This window comes from Flavobacterium sp. PLA-DH12 (assembly GCF_059511845.1).
This window is the reverse complement of sequence record NZ_JCAMPD010000001.1, coordinates 293,449-316,384: the sequence shown is the minus strand read 5'-3', so window position 1 is coordinate 316,384 and position 22,936 is coordinate 293,449. Positions and strand designations below refer to the sequence as shown.

The 22,936-nt window shown below is 36.9% G+C and carries 21 protein-coding genes; 5 read left to right on the top strand and 16 right to left on the bottom strand.

The features are described from left to right. Positions 1-76: 76 nt before the first annotated feature. On the bottom strand, positions 77-493 hold the full coding sequence (locus AC5ZCW_RS01445) for an EamA family transporter (protein ID WP_343544420.1): 417 nt from the start codon (positions 491-493) through the stop codon (positions 77-79). A gap of 617 nt (positions 494-1,110) precedes the next feature. Between AC5ZCW_RS01445 and AC5ZCW_RS01440 the strand changes: the two genes are divergently transcribed. Then, entirely contained in the window at positions 1,111-1,938 is an 828-nt protein-coding gene (locus AC5ZCW_RS01440) for a phosphatase PAP2 family protein (protein WP_343544419.1), read from the top strand. Further along, on the top strand, positions 1,925-3,445 hold the full coding sequence (eptA, locus tag AC5ZCW_RS01435) for a phosphoethanolamine--lipid A transferase EptA (RefSeq protein WP_496117421.1): 1,521 nt from the start codon (positions 1,925-1,927) through the stop codon (positions 3,443-3,445). The genes AC5ZCW_RS01440 and eptA overlap by 14 nt, the downstream gene beginning before the upstream one ends. A gap of 126 nt (positions 3,446-3,571) precedes the next feature. Here the strand turns inward: eptA and AC5ZCW_RS01430 are convergent, their stop codons facing one another. The 4 genes from AC5ZCW_RS01430 to AC5ZCW_RS01415 form a co-directional block, all read right to left on the bottom strand. Next, positions 3,572-5,725 carry a TonB-dependent receptor gene (locus AC5ZCW_RS01430; RefSeq protein ID WP_496117419.1) on the bottom strand — a complete coding sequence of 718 codons (2,154 nt, stop codon included), beginning with the start codon at positions 5,723-5,725 and terminating at the stop codon, positions 3,572-3,574. Positions 5,726-6,604: 879 nt separating this feature from the next. Next, positions 6,605-7,105, bottom strand: coding sequence for a hypothetical protein (locus AC5ZCW_RS01425; protein WP_496117417.1), 501 nt, complete (start codon positions 7,103-7,105; stop codon positions 6,605-6,607). A gap of 13 nt (positions 7,106-7,118) precedes the next feature. Further along, positions 7,119-7,841, bottom strand: coding sequence for a DUF3667 domain-containing protein (locus tag AC5ZCW_RS01420; protein WP_496117415.1), 723 nt, complete (start codon positions 7,839-7,841; stop codon positions 7,119-7,121). Positions 7,842-7,848: 7 nt separating this feature from the next. After that, positions 7,849-8,193 (bottom strand): hypothetical protein, encoded by a 345-nt coding sequence (locus AC5ZCW_RS01415; protein WP_274256634.1) that lies wholly within the window; start codon positions 8,191-8,193, stop codon positions 7,849-7,851. Between the two features lie 433 nt (positions 8,194-8,626). On the opposite strand from AC5ZCW_RS01415, the gene AC5ZCW_RS01410 reads away from it, so the two are divergent. Continuing rightward, entirely contained in the window at positions 8,627-9,067 is a 441-nt protein-coding gene (locus AC5ZCW_RS01410; protein ID WP_281632455.1) for a putative outer membrane beta-barrel protein, read from the top strand. Positions 9,068-9,300: 233 nt separating this feature from the next. Beyond that, on the top strand, positions 9,301-9,522 hold the full coding sequence (locus AC5ZCW_RS01405; RefSeq protein ID WP_496117412.1) for a hypothetical protein: 222 nt from the start codon (positions 9,301-9,303) through the stop codon (positions 9,520-9,522). 693 nt (positions 9,523-10,215) lie between these two features. On the opposite strand, the gene AC5ZCW_RS01400 is transcribed toward AC5ZCW_RS01405, so the two are convergent. The 6 genes from AC5ZCW_RS01400 to AC5ZCW_RS01375 form a co-directional block, all read right to left on the bottom strand. Next, positions 10,216-11,400, bottom strand: a complete 1,185-nt coding sequence (locus AC5ZCW_RS01400; RefSeq protein WP_496117410.1) for a DUF3570 domain-containing protein — start codon at positions 11,398-11,400, stop codon at positions 10,216-10,218. A 17-nt stretch (positions 11,401-11,417) separates the two neighbouring features. After that, entirely contained in the window at positions 11,418-11,651 is a 234-nt protein-coding gene (locus AC5ZCW_RS01395; protein WP_496117408.1) for a DUF4266 domain-containing protein, read from the bottom strand. Further along, complete coding sequence (locus tag AC5ZCW_RS01390) at positions 11,648-12,598, bottom strand: FAD:protein FMN transferase (protein WP_241687382.1); 951 nt, start codon at positions 12,596-12,598, stop codon at positions 11,648-11,650. The genes AC5ZCW_RS01395 and AC5ZCW_RS01390 overlap by 4 nt, the downstream gene beginning before the upstream one ends. Continuing rightward, the gene (locus tag AC5ZCW_RS01385) at positions 12,582-13,019 is read right to left on the bottom strand and encodes a thioredoxin family protein (protein ID WP_129053232.1); all 438 of its coding nucleotides are present in this window, start codon (positions 13,017-13,019) and stop codon (positions 12,582-12,584) included. The genes AC5ZCW_RS01390 and AC5ZCW_RS01385 overlap by 17 nt, the downstream gene beginning before the upstream one ends. Positions 13,020-13,131: 112 nt before the next feature. Continuing rightward, positions 13,132-13,821 (bottom strand): VIT1/CCC1 transporter family protein, encoded by a 690-nt coding sequence (locus tag AC5ZCW_RS01380; RefSeq protein WP_281632460.1) that lies wholly within the window; start codon positions 13,819-13,821, stop codon positions 13,132-13,134. Then, positions 13,811-14,224 (bottom strand): hypothetical protein, encoded by a 414-nt coding sequence (locus AC5ZCW_RS01375; protein ID WP_129053234.1) that lies wholly within the window; start codon positions 14,222-14,224, stop codon positions 13,811-13,813. Before AC5ZCW_RS01375 ends, AC5ZCW_RS01380 begins: the two co-directional genes overlap by 11 nt. Positions 14,225-14,655: 431 nt before the next feature. Between AC5ZCW_RS01375 and AC5ZCW_RS01370 the strand changes: the two genes are divergently transcribed. Next, positions 14,656-15,321 (top strand): IS6 family transposase, encoded by a 666-nt coding sequence (locus AC5ZCW_RS01370; RefSeq protein ID WP_278021729.1) that lies wholly within the window; start codon positions 14,656-14,658, stop codon positions 15,319-15,321. 525 nt (positions 15,322-15,846) lie between these two features. Here the strand turns inward: AC5ZCW_RS01370 and AC5ZCW_RS01365 are convergent. The 5 genes from AC5ZCW_RS01365 to AC5ZCW_RS01345 all read right to left on the bottom strand — a co-directional run bounded on the left by AC5ZCW_RS01365 (position 15,847) and on the right by AC5ZCW_RS01345 (position 22,812). Next, a complete protein-coding gene (locus tag AC5ZCW_RS01365) occupies positions 15,847-16,935 on the bottom strand; it encodes a serine hydrolase domain-containing protein (protein ID WP_496117404.1) in 1,089 nt (362 codons plus the stop codon). Between the two features lie 1,137 nt (positions 16,936-18,072). Continuing rightward, entirely contained in the window at positions 18,073-20,193 is a 2,121-nt protein-coding gene (locus tag AC5ZCW_RS01360; protein ID WP_496117402.1) for a hypothetical protein, read from the bottom strand. Positions 20,194-20,200: 7 nt separating this feature from the next. Continuing rightward, complete coding sequence (locus tag AC5ZCW_RS01355; RefSeq protein ID WP_496117400.1) at positions 20,201-20,656, bottom strand: hypothetical protein; 456 nt, start codon at positions 20,654-20,656, stop codon at positions 20,201-20,203. Further along, on the bottom strand, positions 20,649-21,743 hold the full coding sequence (locus AC5ZCW_RS01350) for a trypsin-like serine protease (protein WP_496117398.1): 1,095 nt from the start codon (positions 21,741-21,743) through the stop codon (positions 20,649-20,651). The genes AC5ZCW_RS01355 and AC5ZCW_RS01350 overlap by 8 nt, the downstream gene beginning before the upstream one ends. Continuing rightward, positions 21,733-22,812: a ComEC/Rec2 family competence protein gene (locus AC5ZCW_RS01345; protein WP_496117396.1), complete on the bottom strand. Its 1,080-nt coding sequence runs from the start codon at positions 22,810-22,812 to the stop codon at positions 21,733-21,735. The genes AC5ZCW_RS01350 and AC5ZCW_RS01345 overlap by 11 nt, the downstream gene beginning before the upstream one ends. Between the last annotated feature and the right edge of the window lie 124 nt (positions 22,813-22,936).

Genomic DNA, 22,936 nt, shown 5'->3' with positions numbered 1-22,936 from the left:
GCAATTTTACAAATGAATTTTGAAGAAACTTTGAATACTAAATATAGTCAAATATATCTTAGTGCACATTTTAAAGTTAGTTATAAATTACTAATATAGTACCGCAGATAATTAAAAGTACCCCCATAATACCTAGAAAACTGATTTTTTCGTGTAGGAAAATAACAGAAAGCACTATAGCGATAGCTACACTCAGTTTATCAACAGGAGCAACTTTGGATACTTCTCCAATCTGCAGTGCTTTAAAATAAAATATCCAAGAGAGGCCTGTGGCAATACCAGAGAGAATTATAAAAATCAGATTTTGTTTGGAAAGAGAATTAATTGTGGCTGTGCCACCTCTGGCAAACGCAATGCCCCAAGCGAGAATTAGAATAATGACAGTTCTGATTGCAGTAGCCAAATCACTGTCTACATTTTTGATGCCTATTTTTGCAAATATAGCCGTCAGTGCAGCAAAGAAAGCTGAAAGTAAAGCAAATACGATCCACATATGTTTTTGTTTTTCATTTAAATTTTAAATCGAAAATCTATTGTTACGTTCTTTAATAAATTGGATAAAAAAAGAGGTAAAAATAATTTTTCAAATTATACCTAAACTTTGAATTAATCCTGAATTTTTTAAATAAGTATTTGTCTACGCTTAAGCAAGTACTGCTTGTAATGTAAAGTTTTTGAGACCTATTCGTTAATCTTTTGCAAATAAAAATAGAACCTATCAAAAATTCTAAATTTCTTCTAAATTGACAAATTCCTTTGGCCTGTTTTTAATAATTAAACATGAAAGGCAGGAACAGATTAATTAAGCATAGATGCCGTAGAATCTATATTCTCTCATCGGTTTCAATACTTTGCTTTTCTCTTTTATTTCTTACGCAGATTACTTTTTTTGTTTTTAAAAGTAAAAACCTGAATTCAGCATTTATAGATTCTTTAAATCTTAATCCAAGTTTAGAATTTATTCTGACTCAAAGTAGTTCTCCGATTTTTCTCTCTGCTTTTTATACTTCAAATTCTCCTAAAAGATGGATTGGTTCCTAGTGTTTTTACCGCCACAGCAGTACTATTTGATTCATCTAAATTAATACATAATTCTTACCCAGAAATATAATGAATACCAATATTATTCTTAATTATTCAAAACTTAGACTTTCTTCATTTTTTATTCCGCTGTTTCTCTTAACTGCGATAATGCTATTTTTATACTGTCATAACGCGATGACAGTTAACAGTTATATTGAGATTCAAAAGAAGAGTTTCTACACTATAAATTATTATTTAGGACACTATCCAAAACTTGAGTACAATTTAACACAGTTTGGAGATGCAATGATTTTTTTATCATTTTTAAGCAGTTTATTTGTTTTTGCTCCAAAAGTTTGGGAATCGTTACTTTCAGGATTGCTTGTTTCGCTTATATTTTCGTGTGTATTGAAAAAGGCATTCGCAGTTCCACGACCAGCAGCAGTTTTTAATAATAACAGTTTTTATATCGTAGGTAAGGCTGTTTGCGGACATAATAGTCTACCATCAGGACATTCGATAACTATATTTACAATATTGTCGGTTTTACTGTATGGATTTATGCCAAAGAAACTGTCGTATAAATTTATTTGGTCTTTTTTTATTGTTATAATGGGATTGATTCTGATTTTTACAAGAGTAGGTGTTGGGGCACATTATCCGATTGATGTTATTACAGGAGGAATTATAGGATATATTGCAGGACTTTCGGGTATTTTTATCAACAGAAAGTATAAAATTTGGACATGGATTAATGACAAAAAATATTATCCTATTTTTATGCTGTTGTTTTTGGGATGTTGCATTTCGTTAATCTGTAGAATACTTTCTGAGAATTTATTAATTTTTTATTACGCTTTAATTTGCGTGGCTGTATCATTGTTTTTAATCATTTATATCTATGTTAAAAAATAACCTGCGACTTACTCATTTTGTTTTACTAATGAGTTTTTTGAATTTTTTATTCTTTCACTTGCCATTTTACAGCTATGTTTTTAATAATGTTGATTACAAAAGTTTTAACGGATTAGTATTGATTATCAGCTTAATAATATTAATGCTGGTTTTAAATGCTTTTGTTTTTTATTTGTTTTTTTCTCTTTCTCGTAATCTTGGAAAATTTTTACTTACGATTTTCTTTCTGATTAATTCTGTTGCAGTTTATTTTATTAATACTTACAGTGTTATAATTGATGAAAGCATGATTGGCAATATACTGAATACCAATTTTGAAGAATCTAGCAGTTTTTTCTCGATTAAATTAGTCCTTTACATTATTTTTCTAGGCGTTATTCCTGCAATTTTCATTGTAAAAGCACAAATAATAAAAGATTCATTGCGAAAGTTTTTGACTCTTTCCTCACTTACCTTACTATTTATTGCTGTTTTAGTTTTTGCAAATGCAAGCAATTGGCTTTGGATTGATAAAAACTCCAAAAAATTAGGCGGACTTGCAATGCCATGGTCTTATTCGGTAAACATTTCGCTTTTTTACATCCACAAATACAAAAAGAATGAAAAAGAAATTTTACTGCCAAAAGCTACTATAAAAGATAATCAGAAATCGGTTGTTGTTTTGGTTATTGGTGAATCGGCGAGAAGACAGAATTTTTCTCTTTACGGTTACAAGAAAAATACTAATCCGTTTTTGTCTGCACAAAAGAACCTCTTTCATTTTGATGCTTCGTCATGTGCAACCTATACAACAGCTGGTGTTAAGTGTATTTTAGAACATACCAATTCTGATGATTTGTATGAGATTCTTCCAAATTATCTTTACAGGAATAATGTAGAAGTCATTTGGAGAACAACAAATTGGGGAGAGCCTCCTGTTCATATCAAAAATTATCAAAATAGGGAATATTTGATGAAGGACTGCAAAGGAGAAGGATGCAATTATGATGAAATCTTGCTCACGGGACTGAAAGAACAGATATTATCCAGTAAAAAGAATAAAGTATTAATTGTATTGCATACCAGCACCAGTCACGGGCCTTTGTACAGCAAGAAATATCCGCCAAGATTTGAGTCTTTTAAACCTGTTTGCAACAGTGTAGAATTGGGTAAATGCTCTCAGCAGGAATTGATGAATGCCTATGATAATACCATCGTTTATACCGATTATATTCTTTCTAAAATTATTGATGATTTAAAAGAATTAAAAGAATACAAAAGCACTATGATTTTTGTTTCAGATCACGGAGAATCTTTAGGAGAAAAGAACTTGTATATGCATGGCGTGCCTTTGAGTATTGCTCCTAAAGAACAATATGAAATTCCTTTTATTGTTTGGGTATCAGATAATTCAAAACAGCTTAAGCCAAATGAAACAGTATCGCAAAATCATGTGTTTCATAGTGTTTTAAATTTTCTAAATATAGGAAGTCCTGTTTACAATGAAGAACTGAATATTTTTAAATAATGGTCAGAAAATAAAAAAAGCTGTCCGCAAAGGACAGCTTTTGATCAAAAAAAATAAAAAAACAAGGTAACAATCTATCGAAGATTTTCTTTTTGAAAAACTTTATGATAATAAGAATAATAATTTTTAGAAAGAATGAGAAAGACTTACAGTCATGCGAGTCCCGTTTTCTTTAACATAGCTCATATTATTGACTTGCCATTGAGAGATTACAGAAAAGTAATCTTTGTTAAACAAATTTTCGACTCCCAAACGAAGCGTTGTTTTTTCTCTGAAAATATAGCTTGTTGAAAGATTAAAAGCAGTAAATGCTTTAATAGGACCTGTACCATAAGTATACGCACCGTTTACTGGTTCAAATCTATCTCTTCCAGAAGTATTAATCATTTGGGTAAAGATTGACCAGTTCTCTATTGGTCTATATGCTGCAAAAGCAGTTAATTTAGGCGGATTGATGCGATCTCCTCCAAGATATACTTCTCCTGTAGCAGTTTCTCGTTTACCTTCCGTATAAGAATAGTTTGCTCCAAGATCAAATTTTGGGTGAAATCTGTATTTCGCTCCAAATTCAAAACCATAAATTTTCTCTGGTGAACGTGAAATCTGTGGATTTCCGTCGACATACACATAAGAAGCGCCTAGTTTAGAAGTGCTATAATAAACAGCTCCTTCATAAGATAAATCAGAAACAGAGCCTGAGAATCCTACTTCGTAATTATTGGCTACTACTGCTTTAATAGAGGTATTGCTTACCGTATTTTCTTTCGCCGCGCGCAATACAAGACCTAAATCGGCAACACTGAAACTTTGTGAAAAACTAGCAAACGGCTTAAAAGCATTCCATTTCGTATATCGAAGTCCCGCATTAAACATCAAGGTGTTAAAATTTAAATCTCCGCCATTTACAGCGATACCGCCGCCAACATAAGTGCTTGTTACATAATTGCGAATTGCAATTGTAGTATAATCAGGTACAGAAATATGAACATTCTCTAGTCTTAAACCTGTTTTCAGAACTAAATTAGGTCCGAACATATTTTTGATCTGGAAATAAGGAGCTAGATTAGACATTTTCATTTCTGGGATAACTAGTCTTCCATCAGTTAGGTGAGTATCTGTTATATCAGAAAGAATGTCGAGTCCGTAGGTTATATTTCCATTAATCAGACTGCTCACCTCATAAGGACTGTTCATATTGAGACGGAATCCGAACTTTTTACTTTGAGTTGCAGGTTGACCATTATTTTCAAAAAAATCGCTGTAATTAATTACAGTTAAATAATCTTGAAAATATAAAACGGCGCTCAGATCTGTATGGCCTATAATATTTTTTCCAGTATAAGTTAAACTTGCATTGTGGTTGTATGGAGTTCCTTCAGGTTCTCCAGGTCTTTGACCTATAACTCCAATGGTCGGTTTGTCGAAGTTTCCATAAACACCAGCCTTTGCGATGTAGTCGGTAATCTGAGTACTTTTATAATAATTATACATAACTTCTAGACGATTATCTGGATTGAAGTCATAGCCAAGTTTCGCAAATGCATTCCAGTTTCGCAGGTCATTCATACCATAATCTGGCGAAAGAACTCTTCCTTTTGCATCACGATAAAGACCTGTTTCTTCATAACGGCCACTGACCACATAATCAAATTTATTGATTTTACCGCTGAAGAGTTGCGATATAAAGAATCCCGCAGTTTCCTTTGGTTTAATTAATGAAAAAGCACTTCCTGCTTCAGTAGTTCCGCTGAAAGCTTTATTCTGATCTGCTTTTTTAGTAATGTAGTTAATTAAACCTCCGTCGGCACCGTTACCATAAATAGCAGTTGCTCCTTTGATGACTTCCACACGATCTAAGGCCGCAGGATCAAGTGAACGGATATCTTTAGCGCCATCTCTTAAAGGTGTAGATTGTGGAATTCCATCAATCATTACTAGAACACGACGTCCTCGTAGAGTTTGCCCTAAGTTAGAGGTTCTATTGGTACTGAATCCCAGTCCGGGAACTGAGGCACCTAGAATGTCACTAAGATTAGTGCTTATGCTTAACTGTTGCTGAAGCTGTTTTTTAGAAATAAGAGTTACCGAAGAAGGAACTTGATCCAAACTTTCAGGCTGTCTGGTTGCAGAGATTACAACTTCGTGCAATTCATTATCAGATTTTGATTTTTCTTTGATTGTATCTTGAACAGCTTGTTGTTCTGAATTATTTTTATTTGTCTTTGCGGATAGAGAATTTGCTGCTATAAGAAGCAGTATAAAGGGTAGATAGAATTTCATTTTTACTTATTTAGACTTAATTAAAATAGTCAAAAATAAACAAATAGAGTAGTTCACACAATCTTAAAATCATGATATTTGGATTACAGTTACCAATATTTATCTAAATATGAATTGTAAGTGTTTGATATTTAGAAGTATTCTTGCTGTTGTGGATTAATTTGGTTTTAAAGAAATTGAAATATCTTAAGGAAATCTTAAGAAAATAAAAATTTTCATCAACAAACGAAGGTTTAATAATCTGATAAGTATAAACTGCTTATTTTTTTTTAAAGGAAATTAATAGTGTAGAATGAAGGCATAAAAAAAACGTTAATTCCTAAAAATTAACGTTTTTAGTGACGGGGACAGGACAAATTACAACATCATTTTTGGATGATTTGAAGAAATTGGCCTTCTATATGTAGTGTCTGTCTTTCATTGGCGTTATGAATTTGGTTTAGATGTCCTGTTGGGGATTGATGCAAAAAATTATAAAAACTCAATTGATTTATTGTATTAAACTGATATATAAATTTACAAATTTTATGGAGGATTTGAAAAGATTGTTGAGCTTAAGGCAAGAATTGTCTTTCTTTGGCTTTGTGAATTGCTTTATAAAATTTAGGCTTATGCGGCACAAAAGCAATCCCATTCAGTAGCAAAGCGCTGAAAAGCTTCAGTGAGGCATGATGGAATGCTAGACCGGTGCTAATGATTAGAAAAATACAAATAAAAACTTCATATTCTTCATGCGCATCAAAAATTGGCGAATGTGCACATTCGGTTAAAAATAAAAAAAAAGCTTTAAACCGCCGGTTTAAAGCATTCGTTTAATTTATTGTTAACTTTTTCCTTGCCAGATATAGTTTTAAAATCTATACCTCAGCCAGAGTTTTTTTAAAGTTTGCGAAGCGTCACATCAGGTGCCTCTCCCTGAGGAACAATAAAAATCGCGGTGTTATTTACGCTGTCTCCCGGATCTAAATAATAGCCTGCAATTACAGGCAGCACGCCGCTTACGTATTTGCCCTCTTTATTATAATACCAGTATGTGGCGCTTACATTGTGCGCTTTTAATTTGAGCTCAATTTTCTTTGAGGTCAATTTCGCGCCTGTCGCGTTGATGCAGTCCAATTCCACAAGGCCGGCATTGGATGTGACCTGAGGGAAAGTGTTCATACGGATGTTGAAGCTTTTGTCGGAATTATTGACAAGATTGGCGCTTACCTTATAGCGCTCAAAATTTTTGCCCCCTACAGTCACGGACTCTTTATTGGTGATGCTGAATGTTACAGACAGGCCGTTTAGGTCAACGGTTTCCCCATCTTTGATTTTTTGGGCATTGGCATTGGAAAAAGACAGGGCCAGAACGGCAAAGAGAATAGTTAAGTTTTTCATGGTTTTAAAATGTTTAGGAAATTATAAGTATAATGGATGTTAAAATTAAAATCAGGGTGAATACCATGATCAGGTGGCTGCAAATGGATAGCAGCAATACTTTCCACCAGCCCATTTTATTGAAAAACTGGAAATTGGTCCAGTAGATTAAAAATAGATCCGCAGCATAGTAGGCATATATTAGGGTATCCAAAGATGGCTTGCCATTGCAGTACACCAGAAGGGGGAAAGTTACGAGATGGAGCACCAGCCTCTGGGATGCTTTAAAGGTATTTAAGACCAGATACTCAAAATAATTGTACTTCTGGCTTTTAAAGCTTATATAGGTCCCCAGACTGAATAGGGGGATGGTGGCCAGTGTATACCACGAATAATGATTGGATGTCCAATGGTTGATATATTCAGACAGTTCTTTCGAGTCTTCTGTTCTCGGCACAAAGAGATTGATGCCGTAATGATGGTAAAGCAGCCCGTATAGGGTCGCAAGAAGGATCACCATTGAAACGGGCTTGAAGTGGTTCACTCTTCTGCCCTCAATAAACTCCCTGATGCTGTGCCCGGGTCTTGTGAAGAGCTCTTTGACAGTATAGAAAACGCCTTTGTCAAAATGGAAAAGGCCGTGCTGTATATCATGCCAAAGAAAGTGCAGGTTGATCTTGTGGGTGTCGGCCGGCTGTCCGCAGTTGCTGCAGAATCTGCCGGTGAACGAGTGGTTACAGTTCTTGCAATTCACCATAAATGCATCAGTTTGCCTTTTCATATTCCAGTGTGCCTAGCTCGGGGCTGCTTATGGTTCTTTTGTCTGCGTCAAAATAGAGGATTTTGAATCTGACCGATACCACGCTGATGCTGATGGTGAGAAACTGATTGTCTTTGGACAGTTTCCATTTGCCTTTTCTTGTTTTATCCCCTGCGATCCCTTGGAAGACATTATTGTCCATAAATACCTGATAGGTATCCTCAGGCTGGGTCACCTGTCCATTTTTTGTCTGTTTTACAAGTTTCCATTTGCCCAGCAGCTCTTTTGAGGTTTGGGAGAATGCGGCCGCGCTAAAGACAAGCATTAGCATAAATACTATTTTCTTCATTTTAACAGTTGGTTTATTCAAAATTAAAAAAAAGATCAGATTTTTTTTTTTTTTTGGTTTATTTTTAATCGGCGGACTATAGAAATAAATCAATTTTCAGCTTGCGGTCCATCAGCAATTATGTTTAAAAAAAAAATGGCGCCAATTGTCTTCAATTGGCGCCATTTGGCTTTGTGACCCCGACTGGACAAATTACAACATCATTTTTGGATGATTTGAAGAAATTGGCGTACTATAGTTAAAGCAGGATTGTCTTTCATTGTACGCCATGAATTAATTGATTGTTGTTCCATCAGAGCTAAAAATTGATTTATTTCTCTCCTAAGAGTATTGCAATCTTAATTGTTTGATAATGTGATATGTATTGCTTATTTTTAAAGTTTTATTAGACAATTTAATTAAATTTGAGTGTAACATTTAAAAAAGAAAAAACATGAGAAAAATTACGCTATCAATTTTTGCAGTATTATGTTTTGCAAGTGTATTTGCGCAGGCCAGAAAGGAATTGAATTTTGGCCTTGTAGGAATAAATTATGAAATACCTGTCCACAGGGACATAACCATTGCCCCAGGAGTCGGGACCACGCTGGATCTTGACTGGCTCAATGCCGGGGTAAAGGGAAATTATTATTTCGACCATGTATTTGGCATTACTGATGATGCCTGGGACGTATATGGCGGAGCCAACGTAGGCTATTCTTTTGATTTGAGGGATGACCATGGCAATAATGGCCATGACGGAAGCGATTTCAATGTAGGCCTGCAGATAGGCGGAAGATGGTTTTGGAACGAAAAATGGGGCGTTTATGTAGAAATAGGAGGCGGGAATGTTTCAGGATTTTCGCCCGGGATAGGACTGACCCTGAAACTTTAATGGCATAGGTTTCGGCATATATGGATTGCTCTGCTTGAACGCGATTTTAAGGTCTGGCCTTTGAACGTAGAAATCGCAAAACATATTAAAGCACGCCTTCGGACTGTTTTTAGGCGACAGGCTATTTCAATATCTGTTTCATTGCACGAGCTTTATGGACAACACTTGAAATAAGGGAAGATAAACGGCTTTGGCTTTCTCTCAGCAAATCATCTATTAATAAAAAAAGCCCTATGAAGATAATCATTAAAGCATTTTTTGACGGCAGGTTTGTCAGCAAAGAGGATGCCGCAGCCAAATATTCCAAACACTTTCCCGATGCTTTGGAAGTTTCAAAAACGGTCAATGAGCTAAAACGCAGTAAGGTGAGCAATTGGGGATACATCGTCCTGATAAGCGAGCAGGGAATCTCAACAAGTCCGATCATAGTCGATGAGTTGAGCATAAAATATTAGCCAATGCTGGAAATATGGCAATTTCAGTGGACTGATGATTTAATGGCCCTGCCGCCGCTCGATCAGTTGATCGGACAGGATTTATCTGTGACTTCATAATAAAAGTTTTCAGGAGCTTTTCCCGCTATACTTTCCAATCTTTTTTGCCGAAAAACGGTACAAAAGGATTTCCTCTGCACAAGAGCGAAGCGAGCTGGCGAAGCAATCGGGGCTAAAAATCTAGAAAGACAATTCAGAACTAAACCAATAATTGACCTTAGTGGAGCAGCAAGTCATTAAGTAATTAAGTGAGGAAAAAAACTATCTGTTTTTGGAATAATTTACAAGTTTTCTGATTCATCAGAGGGATGTCCTGCAATTCAAACTTAGTAGATAAGAGTATAAGTTTAATGAATTTAAGAGGCATTTGAAAAGTTGTGTGCCACGAGTATGCCGCAACTTGGAATGATCGATTACTGGTAAAAGCGCTTTAGTTTTTGTGGCACTTTGGAGGGAACTCCACCACAGTTATTCTATAGATTTAATATTTAAATGCAATAATATTAAATTTATTTGTGCTTGGGCAATGTCATTTACATTTATTATTTAAGCCCTCTAATTTTATTATTTGATTTAAAACCATAGAGTTGTTTCAAACAAATACAAAGCCCGATCGTTAAAATTAAAATCGGGCTCCTTGTTTTTATTCTAATTTTATTTGTATTTAATATTGATGCTGATAATATCCGAGGTCATATTAGTGGTTCTGGTATAATGGCCGTAACGAATCTCCAAAGTATTCCAGTGTTTTAAACCAAATATGCCATTTGGAGGAGTAAATTTCATTCCCATTCCAAAGAAGCTGCTGTCAAACTTGGACAGATCATAATTGCTGGTGTAGAATTCATCAGCGGCTGTATGCTGGCCATAAGGCTTGAAATACTTGGTTCCGCTTTGGGTGTAATAGCGGTAAAACGGGCTTAATGAAAAGGCCTGGGTCAATTTTACCGGAATTTCAAGATCAGCGGTATGCGCTTTCAGGCTCCAGTCGTCTGTGTAATATCTGTAATAGGCACGAATAATTATATTGTCCCCGAAGAAATAACTGGCCCTGATGCCAAGCGGAATTTTAAGTCTGGTGTCAGGCATTTTCTCCTGATGAACAGAGCCGTCAGCAAAATAAACCCTGTGAAAAGGAAGGCTTAAGTAGCCATTCTGGCTTATTACATCTCCTACAAGCAATATTTGTAAATTTTTATTGATGATCTTGGAATAACTCAGTGTTCCGGCAAAAGTATTTCTATTGGCACTGCCGTAGCCCTCGCTTCCGGATGGACGAAGTTCAACAGGCTCAATGAGTTTCAGCTGATCGATAAAAGTCTGAAACCTGGCTGTAAATTCACCGTTTTTGTTTTTGGTTTTTTGAGAGAAGGCGATATTCCCTCCAAAAGACTGGTAATCAAACTCGGTTGAAGAGGAAACTCCAACAGCGTAAGTTCTTCCTTTCTCTTCATTTTCTCTCAGATAAGTCAAAGAAGGGTAGAAGCGATTGTCAGAAGAGGATGCAGATGAGTTCGCACTCAGATCAATCATGTCTGAAGATGCAGAAGTATAATGGTCAATTCCCGCTTCAATATCAAAAGTATGCTTGATCCCTGTCTGGCCGTACTTTACCAGTTTTACATCAATGGTATTGGCAATATCGGTAAGGTGCTCCGAACCGATTCCGCCTGTAACGGCAGAATTGTTTCCGTCCTGCTTGTAATAGCTTGATACCAGATTCACCTCTTCGAGTTTTAATTTTTTGCTTTTATAAGCCGTTGAATCAGCGGGAACGTTTTGCGCCCTCAACTGGAACAACGCCAATAAGGCATATCCTGTTATGAATATTCTTTTCATTTTTCAGCGTATGAATATTAGTTGCAGCCGCAGCCGCCGCCGCTTTTTCCTGAATTCGCCCCGGAAGCTCCCTCGCGGTAGGATTGGAAACTGAGTTCGGTCTTTTCGATATTCCTGTTGGAGAGCACCATTTCAGAATCGTTGAGTTTTCCCTTCTGGTATTCCTTCACAGAAGAGCAGGAGGCAAGCAGCAGCACGGCAAGAGCAGTACCGCATAATGGTGCGGGAATTTTTTGCTTTGGCTTTTTCATTTCAGATTAATGTTTTTGGATGTGTAAATTTTATTGTGGTCATCAATTATTATGCAGTACAGATCAGGGATCTGATCTATTAGAAACAAGCCTGCCTTGATGCCCATAACAGCAATTGGAGTGGCCATTGCATCAGCAAATTCTGCATTTGAAGCTATAATAGTGACGCTTTTTATTCCAGTTATGGGAAGACCTGTTTTTGGGTCGATGGTATGCGAATATTTTTTTCCGTCAATGGTCACGAATTTTTCATAGTTGCCGGATGTCGCCACAGCTTTGTTGGATATTTCCATATAAGAAAAAGCGGCATTGGGCGAGTCGGGATCGGCCACCCCGATGGTCCATTTCCTGCCGTCGGGCTGCAGTCCCCAGGCGGAAAGGTCTCCGCTGGCATTGATGATGCCGCTCTGCACATTATGTTTTATAAGGATTTGTTTTGCCATTTCTGCGGCATATCCTTTTCCGATACCTCCAAAACCGATCCTCATTCCTTTTTCTTTTAAGAATACGGTTGTATTTTTCCTGTCAAGGATGATATTTCGGTAATCAATAAGGTGTACCATTTTGAGAGCGGTCTGGGCATCAGGAAGGCTCGTCATGGTTCTGTCAAAATTCCAAAGGCTCTTGTCGATGCTTCCGTATGAAATATCAAATGCACCTTGTGTGATTCTCGAAATTCCGATAGACCTTTCGATAAGGCTGAAGACTTCCAGATCCACTTTTACGGGCCTGATTCCTGCATTATCATTGATCAGATTGGTCTGGCTGTCTTCTTTAAAAGTGGTCAGAAGCCTTTCGATGCGTCTGATTTCTTCAATGGCCAGATCGATATTCTCATTTCCTGTTTTTTCATTCACGGCAACAACTGTTATGGTAAAGCTGTTGCCCATCAGTTTTAGGGATTTCGAATATTTCTGCTTGTTTGCTATGTTATTTTCGGCTCTCACAGATCGCTTTTATCTCGGCAGTCCACTGTTCAGGCGATGCATCGGGTTTTCCGTGCCAGGTTTTGATCACCCTGCCATGTGCATCAAGAAGAAGCGTCAGGGGAAAGCTTCCTTCCTTGTTGTATATTTCGGCCAGATCCTCGTTGCGTTTTACCTGATCAGCTGTTCCTATATTTTTCTTTTTTCTTGGAAAATCAGCATTGACCAGCACCAGGTTTTCATTTGCCATATCGGTGAATCCCTGGCTTTCGAGATAATCCCTGCGAAGCACAATGCATGGACCGCACCAGTCTGAGCCCGAGAAGTTCAGAAGGATCAGTTTATGGTCTTTTTCCGCAGTTTTTTTCGCATTATTGAAATCGGGTTCCCAGTTTATGGAAAACGCCATTGCCATTGTAAGGAATAAAGTAATCAGCTTCATCTTTTTCTTTTTTTGATATATACGAAATAACGAAAGGTATGGTTTGTTATTTTTGCGGTTCGCTTAAGATTAGATTAATGTTTTAAGCGGTTATAAGCCCTGTTTTCTTGCTTCAGGCAGTCTGGACTCCAAAAATATATCCGACCAGGGCTGAGGCTGCCATAGCAAAGGTGCCCCAGATGCAGATCCGAAGGACTGCTTTGGGGATATTTGAGCCTCCGGCCTTGGCGGCCAATATTCCTGAAAAAGCCAAAAAGACAATCGAAAAACCGTATTGATAAAAAATCATGTCTTTAAGGGGAGCAAAAATTGCCACCAGCAGCGGAAGAAAACCTCCAATGATAAAAGATACTGCCGATGCAAAGGCGGCAGTCAGGGGATTGGCCTGCGTGATTTCGTTGATCCCCAATTCATCCCTTGCGTGGGCTTCTAGGGCGTCATGAGCCATTAGTTCAGAAGCCACCTGCCTGGCCAATTTTTCATTGAGCCCTCTTTTTATATAAATCTCTGCCAATTCTTCCAGTTCCTCCTGGGGCATATCCCTTAGGGCCATTTTTTCCCTTTCCAGATCAGCGGATTCAACATCGGACTGCGAGCTAACTGATACATATTCGCCTGCTGCCATGGACAGGGCGCCTGCCACCAGGCCTGCCACTGCAGCGAGAAGAATAGGTTCTCGGGTTACACTTGCTGCTGCAACACCGATCGTAAGGCTCGTGGTTGAAAGGATCCCGTCATTTGCCCCAAGGACTGCGGCCCTTAGCCAGCCGCTTCTGTTGATGTAATGAATTTCAGATTCCATAATTTTTATTTAGCAGTTTTACCCAGTCGCGGTCTTCAGATTTTTTTTGAGTACCGCCAAAATTGGTTTTCATCATTTCCCTGATCTGGAATTGAGTTTTATTTCTGGTGCTGTTTTTCCATTCGTTGAAGTCATAGATATGAATCTGCTGCGCATGGGGGTTTACCACAAAAGAGATCCCGGAGATTGAATTTTTGAAATTTTTGATTTCATTCAGGATATTGCGGCTGGGTACAACAATGAGGATGCTTTCCCAGTCAAGGAAATCTTTGGGGATATCTTCTCTGTCCCTGAGTCCCATGGCATCAAATAAAGCAGTTATTTTCTGATTGTTCAAACTGTTGATTTTTTTATCTATTTCCATAAGGACTCTCTGCATACGGTCTTTATCAGCAATACTCATTTAAGGCGGCTTGAAATTCATAATAAAATTAGCTTAAATCCTCTTTGGATATGGCGATAAGGCCATTAGAATGATTCTAAATTTAACAGGAAATCGTATTCTTATTCCATATCGTCGCATGTCAGCCTGCAATCAAAGCAAGACTGCAAAGGACCTGAAAGCTTTGCACACAGGGTTGTTAATAACCAAATAAACATGCGGGCTGGTTTGAGAACTGTATTGTCTTTAATTGAATATGACAAGGGAGTGACGCGGCAAGGTCCCGGATTTTTATATGCAGTGCAAGAGAAAAAAGGCTACAATGTATTGATTTTTGCAAAAATTATGATATCTTTAACGCAAGAAATGGTAATTATGAAAATGCATACTTAATTTGGTTCTGTCGCATCTGGGAATAACTTTTATCTTTAGAATTTTAAACCGATCAAAAGATGAATACTAAAGGTCATTGTTATCCAAAATACATAATTCTTCAGGCAGTATATTTCAAGCTAAGATTTACACTTAGTTACCGTGATGTTGAAGAACTAATGAAGATTAGAGGAGTCATTGTGGATCATGCGACGATTCAGCGTTGGGTTTACAAGTTTGCACCTTTGCTTGAGGCAGAAATGAAGAAGAGAAAAGGCAGAGTGGGGGAGAGTTGGAGATTGGATGAGACCTACATCAAAGTAAAAGGTATTTGGTGTTATTTATATAGGGCAGTAGATAAATTAGGCAATACGGTTGATTTTCTTTTGACCAGAAAAAGACAAAGAATGAGTGCGCAGTCATTTCTAATTAAAGCAATTAGTAATAACTACAGACCAAGAGTAGTAAACATTGATAAAAGCGGTTCTAATACTGCCGCTATCAAAGTCTATAACAAACGTTCATTCACAAAGATTAAAATCCGGCAGTGTAAATATCTCAACAATATTGTCGAACAGGACCATCGATTTATAAAATGGAGGATACAAAATGGGTTAGGCTTTAAAAGTTTTGAATCGGCAAGACGAACATTGAGCGGAATTGAAGTTGTGCATATGCTGAGAAAGAATCAAATGGTTAGACCAGGGATAACTATGTTTAAATCATTCTGTAAATTGGCGGGCTAACTTTTAAATTACTTCAATTTTTATATTTGATTCTGACAGATGCGACAGAACCTTCTACAACTATTATCGAGGATTTGAAAAGATTATTATGCTTAAGGCAAAATTGTCTTTCTTTGGATCTGTGAATTACTATATGCGATTTAGGTTTTGTGTCACAAATGTAATCCCTTTCAATAAGAACAAGCTTTTTTATTCTGCGGCGGCACAAGCTTTTTACAATGCAGAAAAACCGGAATATGTTGGAAACTGGCAGACAGTTTTTCAGTTTCAGATTATATTTTAGTAAAGTTTTAAAAATTTAAATTGCAAATTTTCTGTATAAATTGAAATATCTAATTTAACTCATTAACTGTCGTTCGATTGAGGTTAAAAATTGATTTATTTCTATCCTGTATTAGCTTAAGATTTACTATTAAATTACAGGCTAAGATAAAGGCACTTTTATGCAGCAGAAAAATATAATTGAATTTTTACAGCCATCATTAGGTGCCGAATTTATAACTTCTTTGGATGTCGCAATTTAATTTAAGATTTATGAAAATTATTGCTGTAGATTCTATTTAACTTATGAAATATGGCTTCCATTCCCAAATCAGCTTCTTCGCATTGGACATTCGCAAATATTATAAATGCTTTGTCAATATCTTTACAGATGAAAACTTTTGTTAAAAATGTTCCTGGATTTCCATTATGAAACGAGTAGCGCAAATTGCTTTCATCCTCAATCATCCACTCCCAGCCAAATGCGAATTCTGGCAACCCATAATGCATATAGTTAAACTGTTCAGCACTTAATTTATCTGATTTCCCTAAAAGCCCTTTAAGCTGCATTTGTATAAATTTAGCATAATCAGGTAAGCTGACATTTATATTTCCAGCAGATGATAGCCAATTTAATTTAAAATTATCCGCAGGCATTTCAGGTTCCAAATCTTCGTTGTGTCCCCAAGTCTGATTTTGATCTTTATAGTTAGGCTGCCCAAAATCAAATTCTATATTTAATTCTTTTCCGAGTTCCTTCACTAAGGTTTCATAATTTTTTCCCGTCGCCTTTTCAAGCATTAATCCCGCTGCAACATAGCTTGGATTTGCCCAATAAATTATTTGCGGTTCTTTCACCGGCTCCTGTTGGAGGATCCAGGAGATTAGTTTATACCTCTGCTCTTGGTTTGTTCCAAATACTTCCTTTTTGGTTGGCATTTCATTTCCGTATGACCATTTCATTATTTTTGCGCGAAAAGTTATTAAATCCCACAGAGTCAAGCCATAATAAGCTGGATCGCTTTTTGCTTTTAGTTCAGGAAACAATTCGAAAAATCTAGTGTCCCATTTAATTTTTCCCTCATTGACTAAAACCGCAGCAATATAGCTTGTTATCGTTTTTGTGTTTGAACCGATCCTAAATCTGTCAGATAATTCAGCGTGCAATTCTGAATTTATTTTCTTTACGCCCAAAGCTTTTATTTCTATAATTTTTTCCGAAGAAATCACAGCATAATTAAGTTCAGGGATATTATGGATTTTTCGAATGCTATCTGCAAATTTTTCGATGTTTTGGCTATATGAATAATTTAAAAAAAATGTTGCGGTGACATAAAAAAGTATGTTTCTCATTTTATTTAGGCTTCTGCAATGGTTTGAAATTGTCGGTTAATTAGATTATGCGAATATAATGTAACATTTTGTGACATCTAGTCTTTTAATCTGACTTTTTCTTTCTTTATTTCTATAATGTTTTCTAATTATTATTTTGGGAATAAAGCAATTTTTTTGCTTCAGTCGGGGAACATGGCTCTGTCGCATTTGGGAATAATTTTACCTTTAGAATTTTAAACGCGCCGAAAAATAAATGCTAAAGGGCATAGCTATCCAAAGGCTGTTATTCTGCAGGCAGCCTATTTCAAGCTTGGGTTTGCTTTAAGTTATTGAGATGCTGGAGAAACAATGAAAATAAGGGGCGTGATTGTGACCATGCTAGGATGGAAAGCTGGGCTTTTAAGTTCTACATCTTTCACTGAAGCTATTTTTAGCAGCTCTTCCCGCTATTCGTTCCAATCTTTTGCGTTGAACCCCAGCACAAAAGGATTTCACTGCTATCGGGGCTAGGGCTGCTGAGGAGCCCGGCTCTTTAGACGAATAAAAATAAAGAAAGTCTAAAAAAATTGGCGCCAATTGTCTTCAATTGGCGTCATTTGGCTTTGTGACGGGGACAGGACAAATTACAACATCATTTTTGGATGATTTGAAGAAATTGGCTTTCTATATGTAGTGTCTGTCTTTCATTGGCGTTATGAATTTGGTTTGGATGTCCTGAGTAGGATTGATGCAAAAATTGTAAAAACTCAATAGATTCATCGCATTAAACTGATATATAAATGTACAAAATTTATCGAGGATTTTAAAAGAATGTTTAAGTTAAGGCAGAATTGTCTTTCTTTGGCGTTGTGAATTATTATATGCGATTTAGGTTTTGTGGCACAAAAATAATCCCTTTCAAGCTCAGTAGGGATGATGCTGCAGGTGGAAAGCCTGGAGCCATCCCAAAAGGAAACAGCAGCGGAGTTGATTCAGAAAATACAAGGAACTGAATTTATTTAACCTACTGGAAAATTCCATGGAAGATGCTTCCCGAAGAATGGCAGAGCTACTCGACGGGAGGCTTTCTAATTTGCCAGACAGATCGAACGATGAAGTGGATCCGGAGGATTTGCAGGATTTTGACATTGGGGAATTTTTATAGATTCCCCTTTTTTAGTTTGGAAGTTTACCGATTACTTTATTGACATTATCAAGCCTTATCAATTTATAATTGCTATTTTCAAGATCTTCTATCAGGATATCCAAATCAATCTTTTCGTCTTCTTCATTATGAAGCGGCTTGTCAATTGAGGTGAAGATTATGGTTTGCCTTTCCTTTATCTCTGAAGAAATTTTAAAGAGCTGCTTCAAGCTGCTAAGATTGGTTCTATGCTGTCCAGGTTCATCAAAAATAATGACTCCAGGGTGATTTACGCCTTTATTTAACAGCCCCAACGTGTATGCCCAGATGTTCCTAACAAAGTCTGAAGCCGAAGAATTTATTCTAATGGATTGCGGCAGATAAACCCCCTCTTTTCTGTTCAAATAAACTGGCATATATTTAAACGGCTCTTTTCTATTGATTGATATCTGGTACTTTGCGTTACTGTCATATCCGAAACCAAACAGGTAATCTTTATATTCGCTTTCAAAGGCGGCCAATTTTAGCTCATCTTCTGCCGCCGATTTGCCTAGGCCTTCAATCCTTATTGTATTGTTATGGTATTTATTGGCAAGTTCCACTAAATCTGTTTTCAGCTCTATAATAGATTCCCTAAGCAGCTCCAGATTTTCTATTTCTCTCTCAAGCTGTAGCTTCTTAACCACTTCTGATTCCGAGAATGCCCTATCATCTGCAATCAGGTCTTTTGAAATGGATTTGATAAGCACTTCCTTTTGACGAAGAGAATTTTTAAAATAGAGCAGAAGCGCTTCTTTCTCGGCGACCGTTTCCTTTAGGCTTGTCAAGGAAGATTCTATAATTTTCTTCTGGCTCTTTAAAAAATTGGTGTTTTCCTCGAGCGTCAGCTGAGGGATCTTTATATTTTTTGTGGAGATAAGATCTGTAGTTACCTCCTGAGAACAGGTAGGGCAATGGTTTGCACCGCGTTCATTGATAATATTTTCAGTGAAAACTTTCTGCAGATTGATATGGTCCTTAATTTCTGATTCAACGACTCCAATCTGTTTGTTTAAGCTGAAAGACTGCTGTTTCTCTATATTGAGCCTGTTCTCAAATTTGCTTACGTACTCTTTAAGCTCATAGTACTCTTCTTTTTGACTGTTAAATTCTAAGATGGATGCTTCCCTGTTTTCTTTGATGGTAGCGATCGGTCTGCTCTCAAGTTCTTTAACGGCTTCAGTTTTAAGAAGCAAAAAAGCTGCGAAACTAATTTTTTCTGCCTCCGAGGTTGAAAACAATACGTTTATTTTCTCAATTTCAGCTTTATCGGTAGTAAGCTCTTCAGGAACATTAATTATTGTGGAGTTGCTTTGTTTTTCAATGTAGGATAGAGACTTAACTTTTCTTTTCCAGTCCTCAGTGATGGTGTTTCTTTCCTTAATTAAAACATCCTTTTCCGTGGAAAGGACAATTTCATTAAGGCCCAGAATAAATTCAACTATTTTTTCTTTGGCTTTCGTGATACCGAAAAATGGCATGGTAGCAAAAAAATCAGACCATCCTTTGGTCTGTTCAATAAATAAAGCAGAGAAAATGGTCTGCAGGTAAAGCGGACTGTAATTGTCACTTCTTGAGCTGTTGCTGACAAATGGCAGATCAATGTTTATGAACTGCGCCAAAAAGCTGTAGAATCCATTTTGGTCTTCATTGTTTCCTCTGGCGTTCACAAAGAATGCACCCTTTGAAGTCATTTCATCATTGATATGGTCATATGGTGAAAAATGAACCATTATATTAGTTGTTTTTACCTCTTCAGTGCTCGGTTTGATGAATCTTTCAAGACAAATGATGTCCCGGTTTTCATTTTCTATTTCGAGAAAGATCTTAGAAGAGATTACTTTATAGACAATGCCATCTTCATCAGGGCCGGGCTTAACTGTAAATTCTTCTTTTAATGCTTTGTCAAGAGCCTTCTCGTTATGTGCTCCTAACAATTCCTCCATTCCAAGAGCATAATAGATGCAGGTGTTTATTGTGGTTTTTCCTCTTGAATTAGGACCTGCAATTATGTTCAATCCCTGTTCAAAGGGAATTTCAAACCCATATAGATCCGTTATGTCTGCACTTTTATCGGTAAGAATTTCAGCTCGTAATTTATTTATTTTAAACATCCTAATACTATATTAATTTCCAGTTCTTATTTGCATTATTCAATCTGTTTTTTGGTATTACGCCAAGTGCCTTAATTTTTTGAATTTCATCCTGAAAAAGTTCAAACTTATTGATAGAATCAATTATTTCGCAGCCTTTTTCGGTTATTTTAATTTCAAGGGTATGAGTCACGATCACTTTCGAAATATACTCGTTAATAAATCCAAGTGCTAGAACCTCATCAATTCCGTGCTCAAAGGTCCACGGAACAAGACTGTTCCTGTTTTGGTTGGACAAATCCAGCAATACCTGGTAATTATCTTCATTACGAAGGGACCAGAAGGCAATATGGATCAGCTCCAAGCTTGCTTTTTTCCCGTAGCTGCAATATCTGATAATTGCCAAAAGCAATACAACTTTATAGTAACCGTTATATCGGATGGATACGGAAGTCGGTTTTTGATCTAAAAGGATATTAATCATTCTTTACAAAATTTAAGGTGCATATTCCAAGCCATTCTATAATCTGGTAATCCGATAGATCAATATTTGTAAAATCGGGCAGAACTTCAAAATGGCTTTTCAATTGATTTTGGAGTTCAATCTTTAAATCGAGGGCCTCTCTGCTTTCCTTTACATTTCTTGAATAGTCGTCTTCAACCTGATCGACGAATCTGTTTACAATATTCTTGAATTTTGAATAGAGGATCGGATAGTCGTTTTCTATAGTCCTTATATTTTCCTTCATGGCCAGGAATTTTCTAATCTGTTTTGCAGTGACAGAATCTGCTCTGGCTGTATCAGGGTACAAAACATTATTTTTCCGGTATAGGTTTTCAAAAAATTCGCTGTTCTCCTTTTTAAAGGCTTCTATTTCTCTAGAAGTGCGCTCTTTTTCCAAGTTTTCATTCCACTGCTTTAGGCTTTCAAAATCAGATAAGTCTACATATTCAGCAATGTACTGTTCCAGATGCTTTATTGAACAGCATTCAATATCGTCATTCCATGCCTTGTCAGATATAACTGAGTTCAGAATTCCTATCAGGAAAGGTGAATTGTGTCTGTACAGAAACACTCCGCTTCCGGAAAGTCCCTTGGCCAGAAATTTTCCATCTTCTCCGCCCTGATCAAAAGTTTCACCGACAAGGGTGATTTTAAAGCAGCCTGCATCATCGCTCACAGAGAGTATTCTTCCGTTAAATGGACGGTACTGATTGATCCTGACACCTTGGTATCCGCAGAATTTCACATCGTTTTCCGATAGCACGCCTCGTCCCAATTTATATTGATATTGGGATCTTTCGTTTTCATCCAAATCAATTTCTATCAGCGCAAAATCATGTTCGGCATTGAATTCCTTAATTTCCTTAGCGGTTATAGCTTTAAAATCAGAGGTATAATCATTCTGTTTTTCGATAGTTATCTTGCCCAATTCCGGCATTACAGTTCCTAAACAGTGTGCTGCGGTAAGGACATAAAATGAGTCTTTGCCAGAAAGCAGTACACCGCTGCCGGTATGTTTGCCACTTTTTATGCGGACGCAGTATTTTTCCGCTAAATTATTTGTCATTTTTTCTAAACAAGTTTTTAGTTGTTGGCTTCCAGTTGCCGTCTTCAGAATCTGCCTCATTGATAAATTCGCCTATTCTGTCTTTCAGATCTTCAATTTCATAATTAAAATAAATATTTAACAGAGTGTCTTTTCTTTGCGAATTGTATACCAGCCTCGCAATGGTTTCCCTAGAAGGATGCTTATGTGCAGCGCTTCCTCCATTTGTAGAAATTATATAGTGGTCTGATTGGATCATACTAAGCATTTCTTGTGAGGTATTATTTATGCTTCCGTGGTGTGACACTTTAACATAATCGACCTGGAGCGGATTGGTCTGGCTATAATTACGGCGCAGAGACTCCGTTATCACTTCCGGCCTGGAGTCAGCTAATAGCAGGATAGAGAGGTCAAAGCACCTTAAAATAAAGGAAATGGAAGATGAATTGAAAATATCGTTGCTTATGGATTTCTCTGGAGCGAATGCTGCTTCATTTAAGGCTTTCAGGGTCTGGGAGTATATATTATGGTCCGTAGATATATTAACATTACCATTACCATTACCATTACCATTACCATCTTCGTTTACCGGCAGATCAGATGATTCCCATTTGAGGTATAATTCTTCAATTATCTGCGGCGTAGGCGACAGTATTTCAAACTGAAGTCCTCTTCTAACGATTGTTTCATCCAAAGTCGTTATTTCTGAAAGCTTTGCATCCGGTTTTTTTTGTAGAATTAATTCTTTTAATGTATCAGCCTGTTTTGTACTGATGAGCTCGCCAGTCTCCACTTCAATGATTTCAGGATGATTCATCCAAATTTCGTCAATTGTAATATTATCTATTAGAGTGCTTTTGAATAGGCTGATCAAACCTGCAATGTGGTCGGAATCAATGTGAGTGAGTACAAGAAGATTTATTCTGGTGACGTCTTTCAGTTCAGCTTTAAGCGTATATCGGAAGGTTTGGGCTGTTCCCCCGTCTATAAGGATCTTAAATTCGTCGTTATTATTATCAAATGTATTGATCAGGATGCAGTCTCCATGGTATGCAGGAAGCACTGCAAATTCTGTGAAATCTCTTTTCATTGGTTAGGTTAGTTCTTGGGTAGCACTATTATTGGCGCTAATATAAGTATTTCCTGCATAAAACGACTTCGAGTGCCAAAAAAAACAATGATGCCACTTTCCTACTGCAGTTGATATTCCATGA

Coding starts and splice junctions, on each gene's coding strand:
- AC5ZCW_RS01350 (WP_496117398.1), bottom strand. CDS start 21,743: ATGACAAATAATTTAGCGGAAAAATACTGCGTCCGCATAAAAAGTGGC.
- AC5ZCW_RS01445 (WP_343544420.1), bottom strand. CDS start 493: ATGTGGATCGTATTTGCTTTACTTTCAGCTTTCTTTGCTGCACTGACG.
- AC5ZCW_RS01420 (WP_496117415.1), bottom strand. CDS start 7,841: ATGGTGAATTGCAAGAACTGTAACCACTCGTTCACCGGCAGATTCTGC.
- AC5ZCW_RS01415 (WP_274256634.1), bottom strand. CDS start 8,193: ATGAAGAAAATAGTATTTATGCTAATGCTTGTCTTTAGCGCGGCCGCA.
- AC5ZCW_RS01395 (WP_496117408.1), bottom strand. CDS start 11,651: ATGAAAAAGCCAAAGCAAAAAATTCCCGCACCATTATGCGGTACTGCT.
- AC5ZCW_RS01385 (WP_129053232.1), bottom strand. CDS start 13,019: ATGAAGCTGATTACTTTATTCCTTACAATGGCAATGGCGTTTTCCATA.
- eptA (WP_496117421.1), top strand. CDS start 1,925: ATGTTAAAAAATAACCTGCGACTTACTCATTTTGTTTTACTAATGAGT.
- AC5ZCW_RS01410 (WP_281632455.1), top strand. CDS start 8,627: ATGAGAAAAATTACGCTATCAATTTTTGCAGTATTATGTTTTGCAAGT.
- AC5ZCW_RS01400 (WP_496117410.1), bottom strand. CDS start 11,400: ATGAAAAGAATATTCATAACAGGATATGCCTTATTGGCGTTGTTCCAG.
- AC5ZCW_RS01430 (WP_496117419.1), bottom strand. CDS start 5,725: ATGAAATTCTATCTACCCTTTATACTGCTTCTTATAGCAGCAAATTCT.
- AC5ZCW_RS01405 (WP_496117412.1), top strand. CDS start 9,301: ATGAAGATAATCATTAAAGCATTTTTTGACGGCAGGTTTGTCAGCAAA.
- AC5ZCW_RS01440 (WP_343544419.1), top strand. CDS start 1,111: ATGAATACCAATATTATTCTTAATTATTCAAAACTTAGACTTTCTTCA.
- AC5ZCW_RS01365 (WP_496117404.1), bottom strand. CDS start 16,935: ATGAGAAACATACTTTTTTATGTCACCGCAACATTTTTTTTAAATTAT.
- AC5ZCW_RS01360 (WP_496117402.1), bottom strand. CDS start 20,193: ATGTTTAAAATAAATAAATTACGAGCTGAAATTCTTACCGATAAAAGT.
- AC5ZCW_RS01375 (WP_129053234.1), bottom strand. CDS start 14,224: ATGAGTATTGCTGATAAAGACCGTATGCAGAGAGTCCTTATGGAAATA.
- AC5ZCW_RS01425 (WP_496117417.1), bottom strand. CDS start 7,105: ATGAAAAACTTAACTATTCTCTTTGCCGTTCTGGCCCTGTCTTTTTCC.
- AC5ZCW_RS01355 (WP_496117400.1), bottom strand. CDS start 20,656: ATGATTAATATCCTTTTAGATCAAAAACCGACTTCCGTATCCATCCGA.
- AC5ZCW_RS01345 (WP_496117396.1), bottom strand. CDS start 22,812: ATGAAAAGAGATTTCACAGAATTTGCAGTGCTTCCTGCATACCATGGA.
- AC5ZCW_RS01370 (WP_278021729.1), top strand. CDS start 14,656: ATGAATACTAAAGGTCATTGTTATCCAAAATACATAATTCTTCAGGCA.
- AC5ZCW_RS01380 (WP_281632460.1), bottom strand. CDS start 13,821: ATGGAATCTGAAATTCATTACATCAACAGAAGCGGCTGGCTAAGGGCC.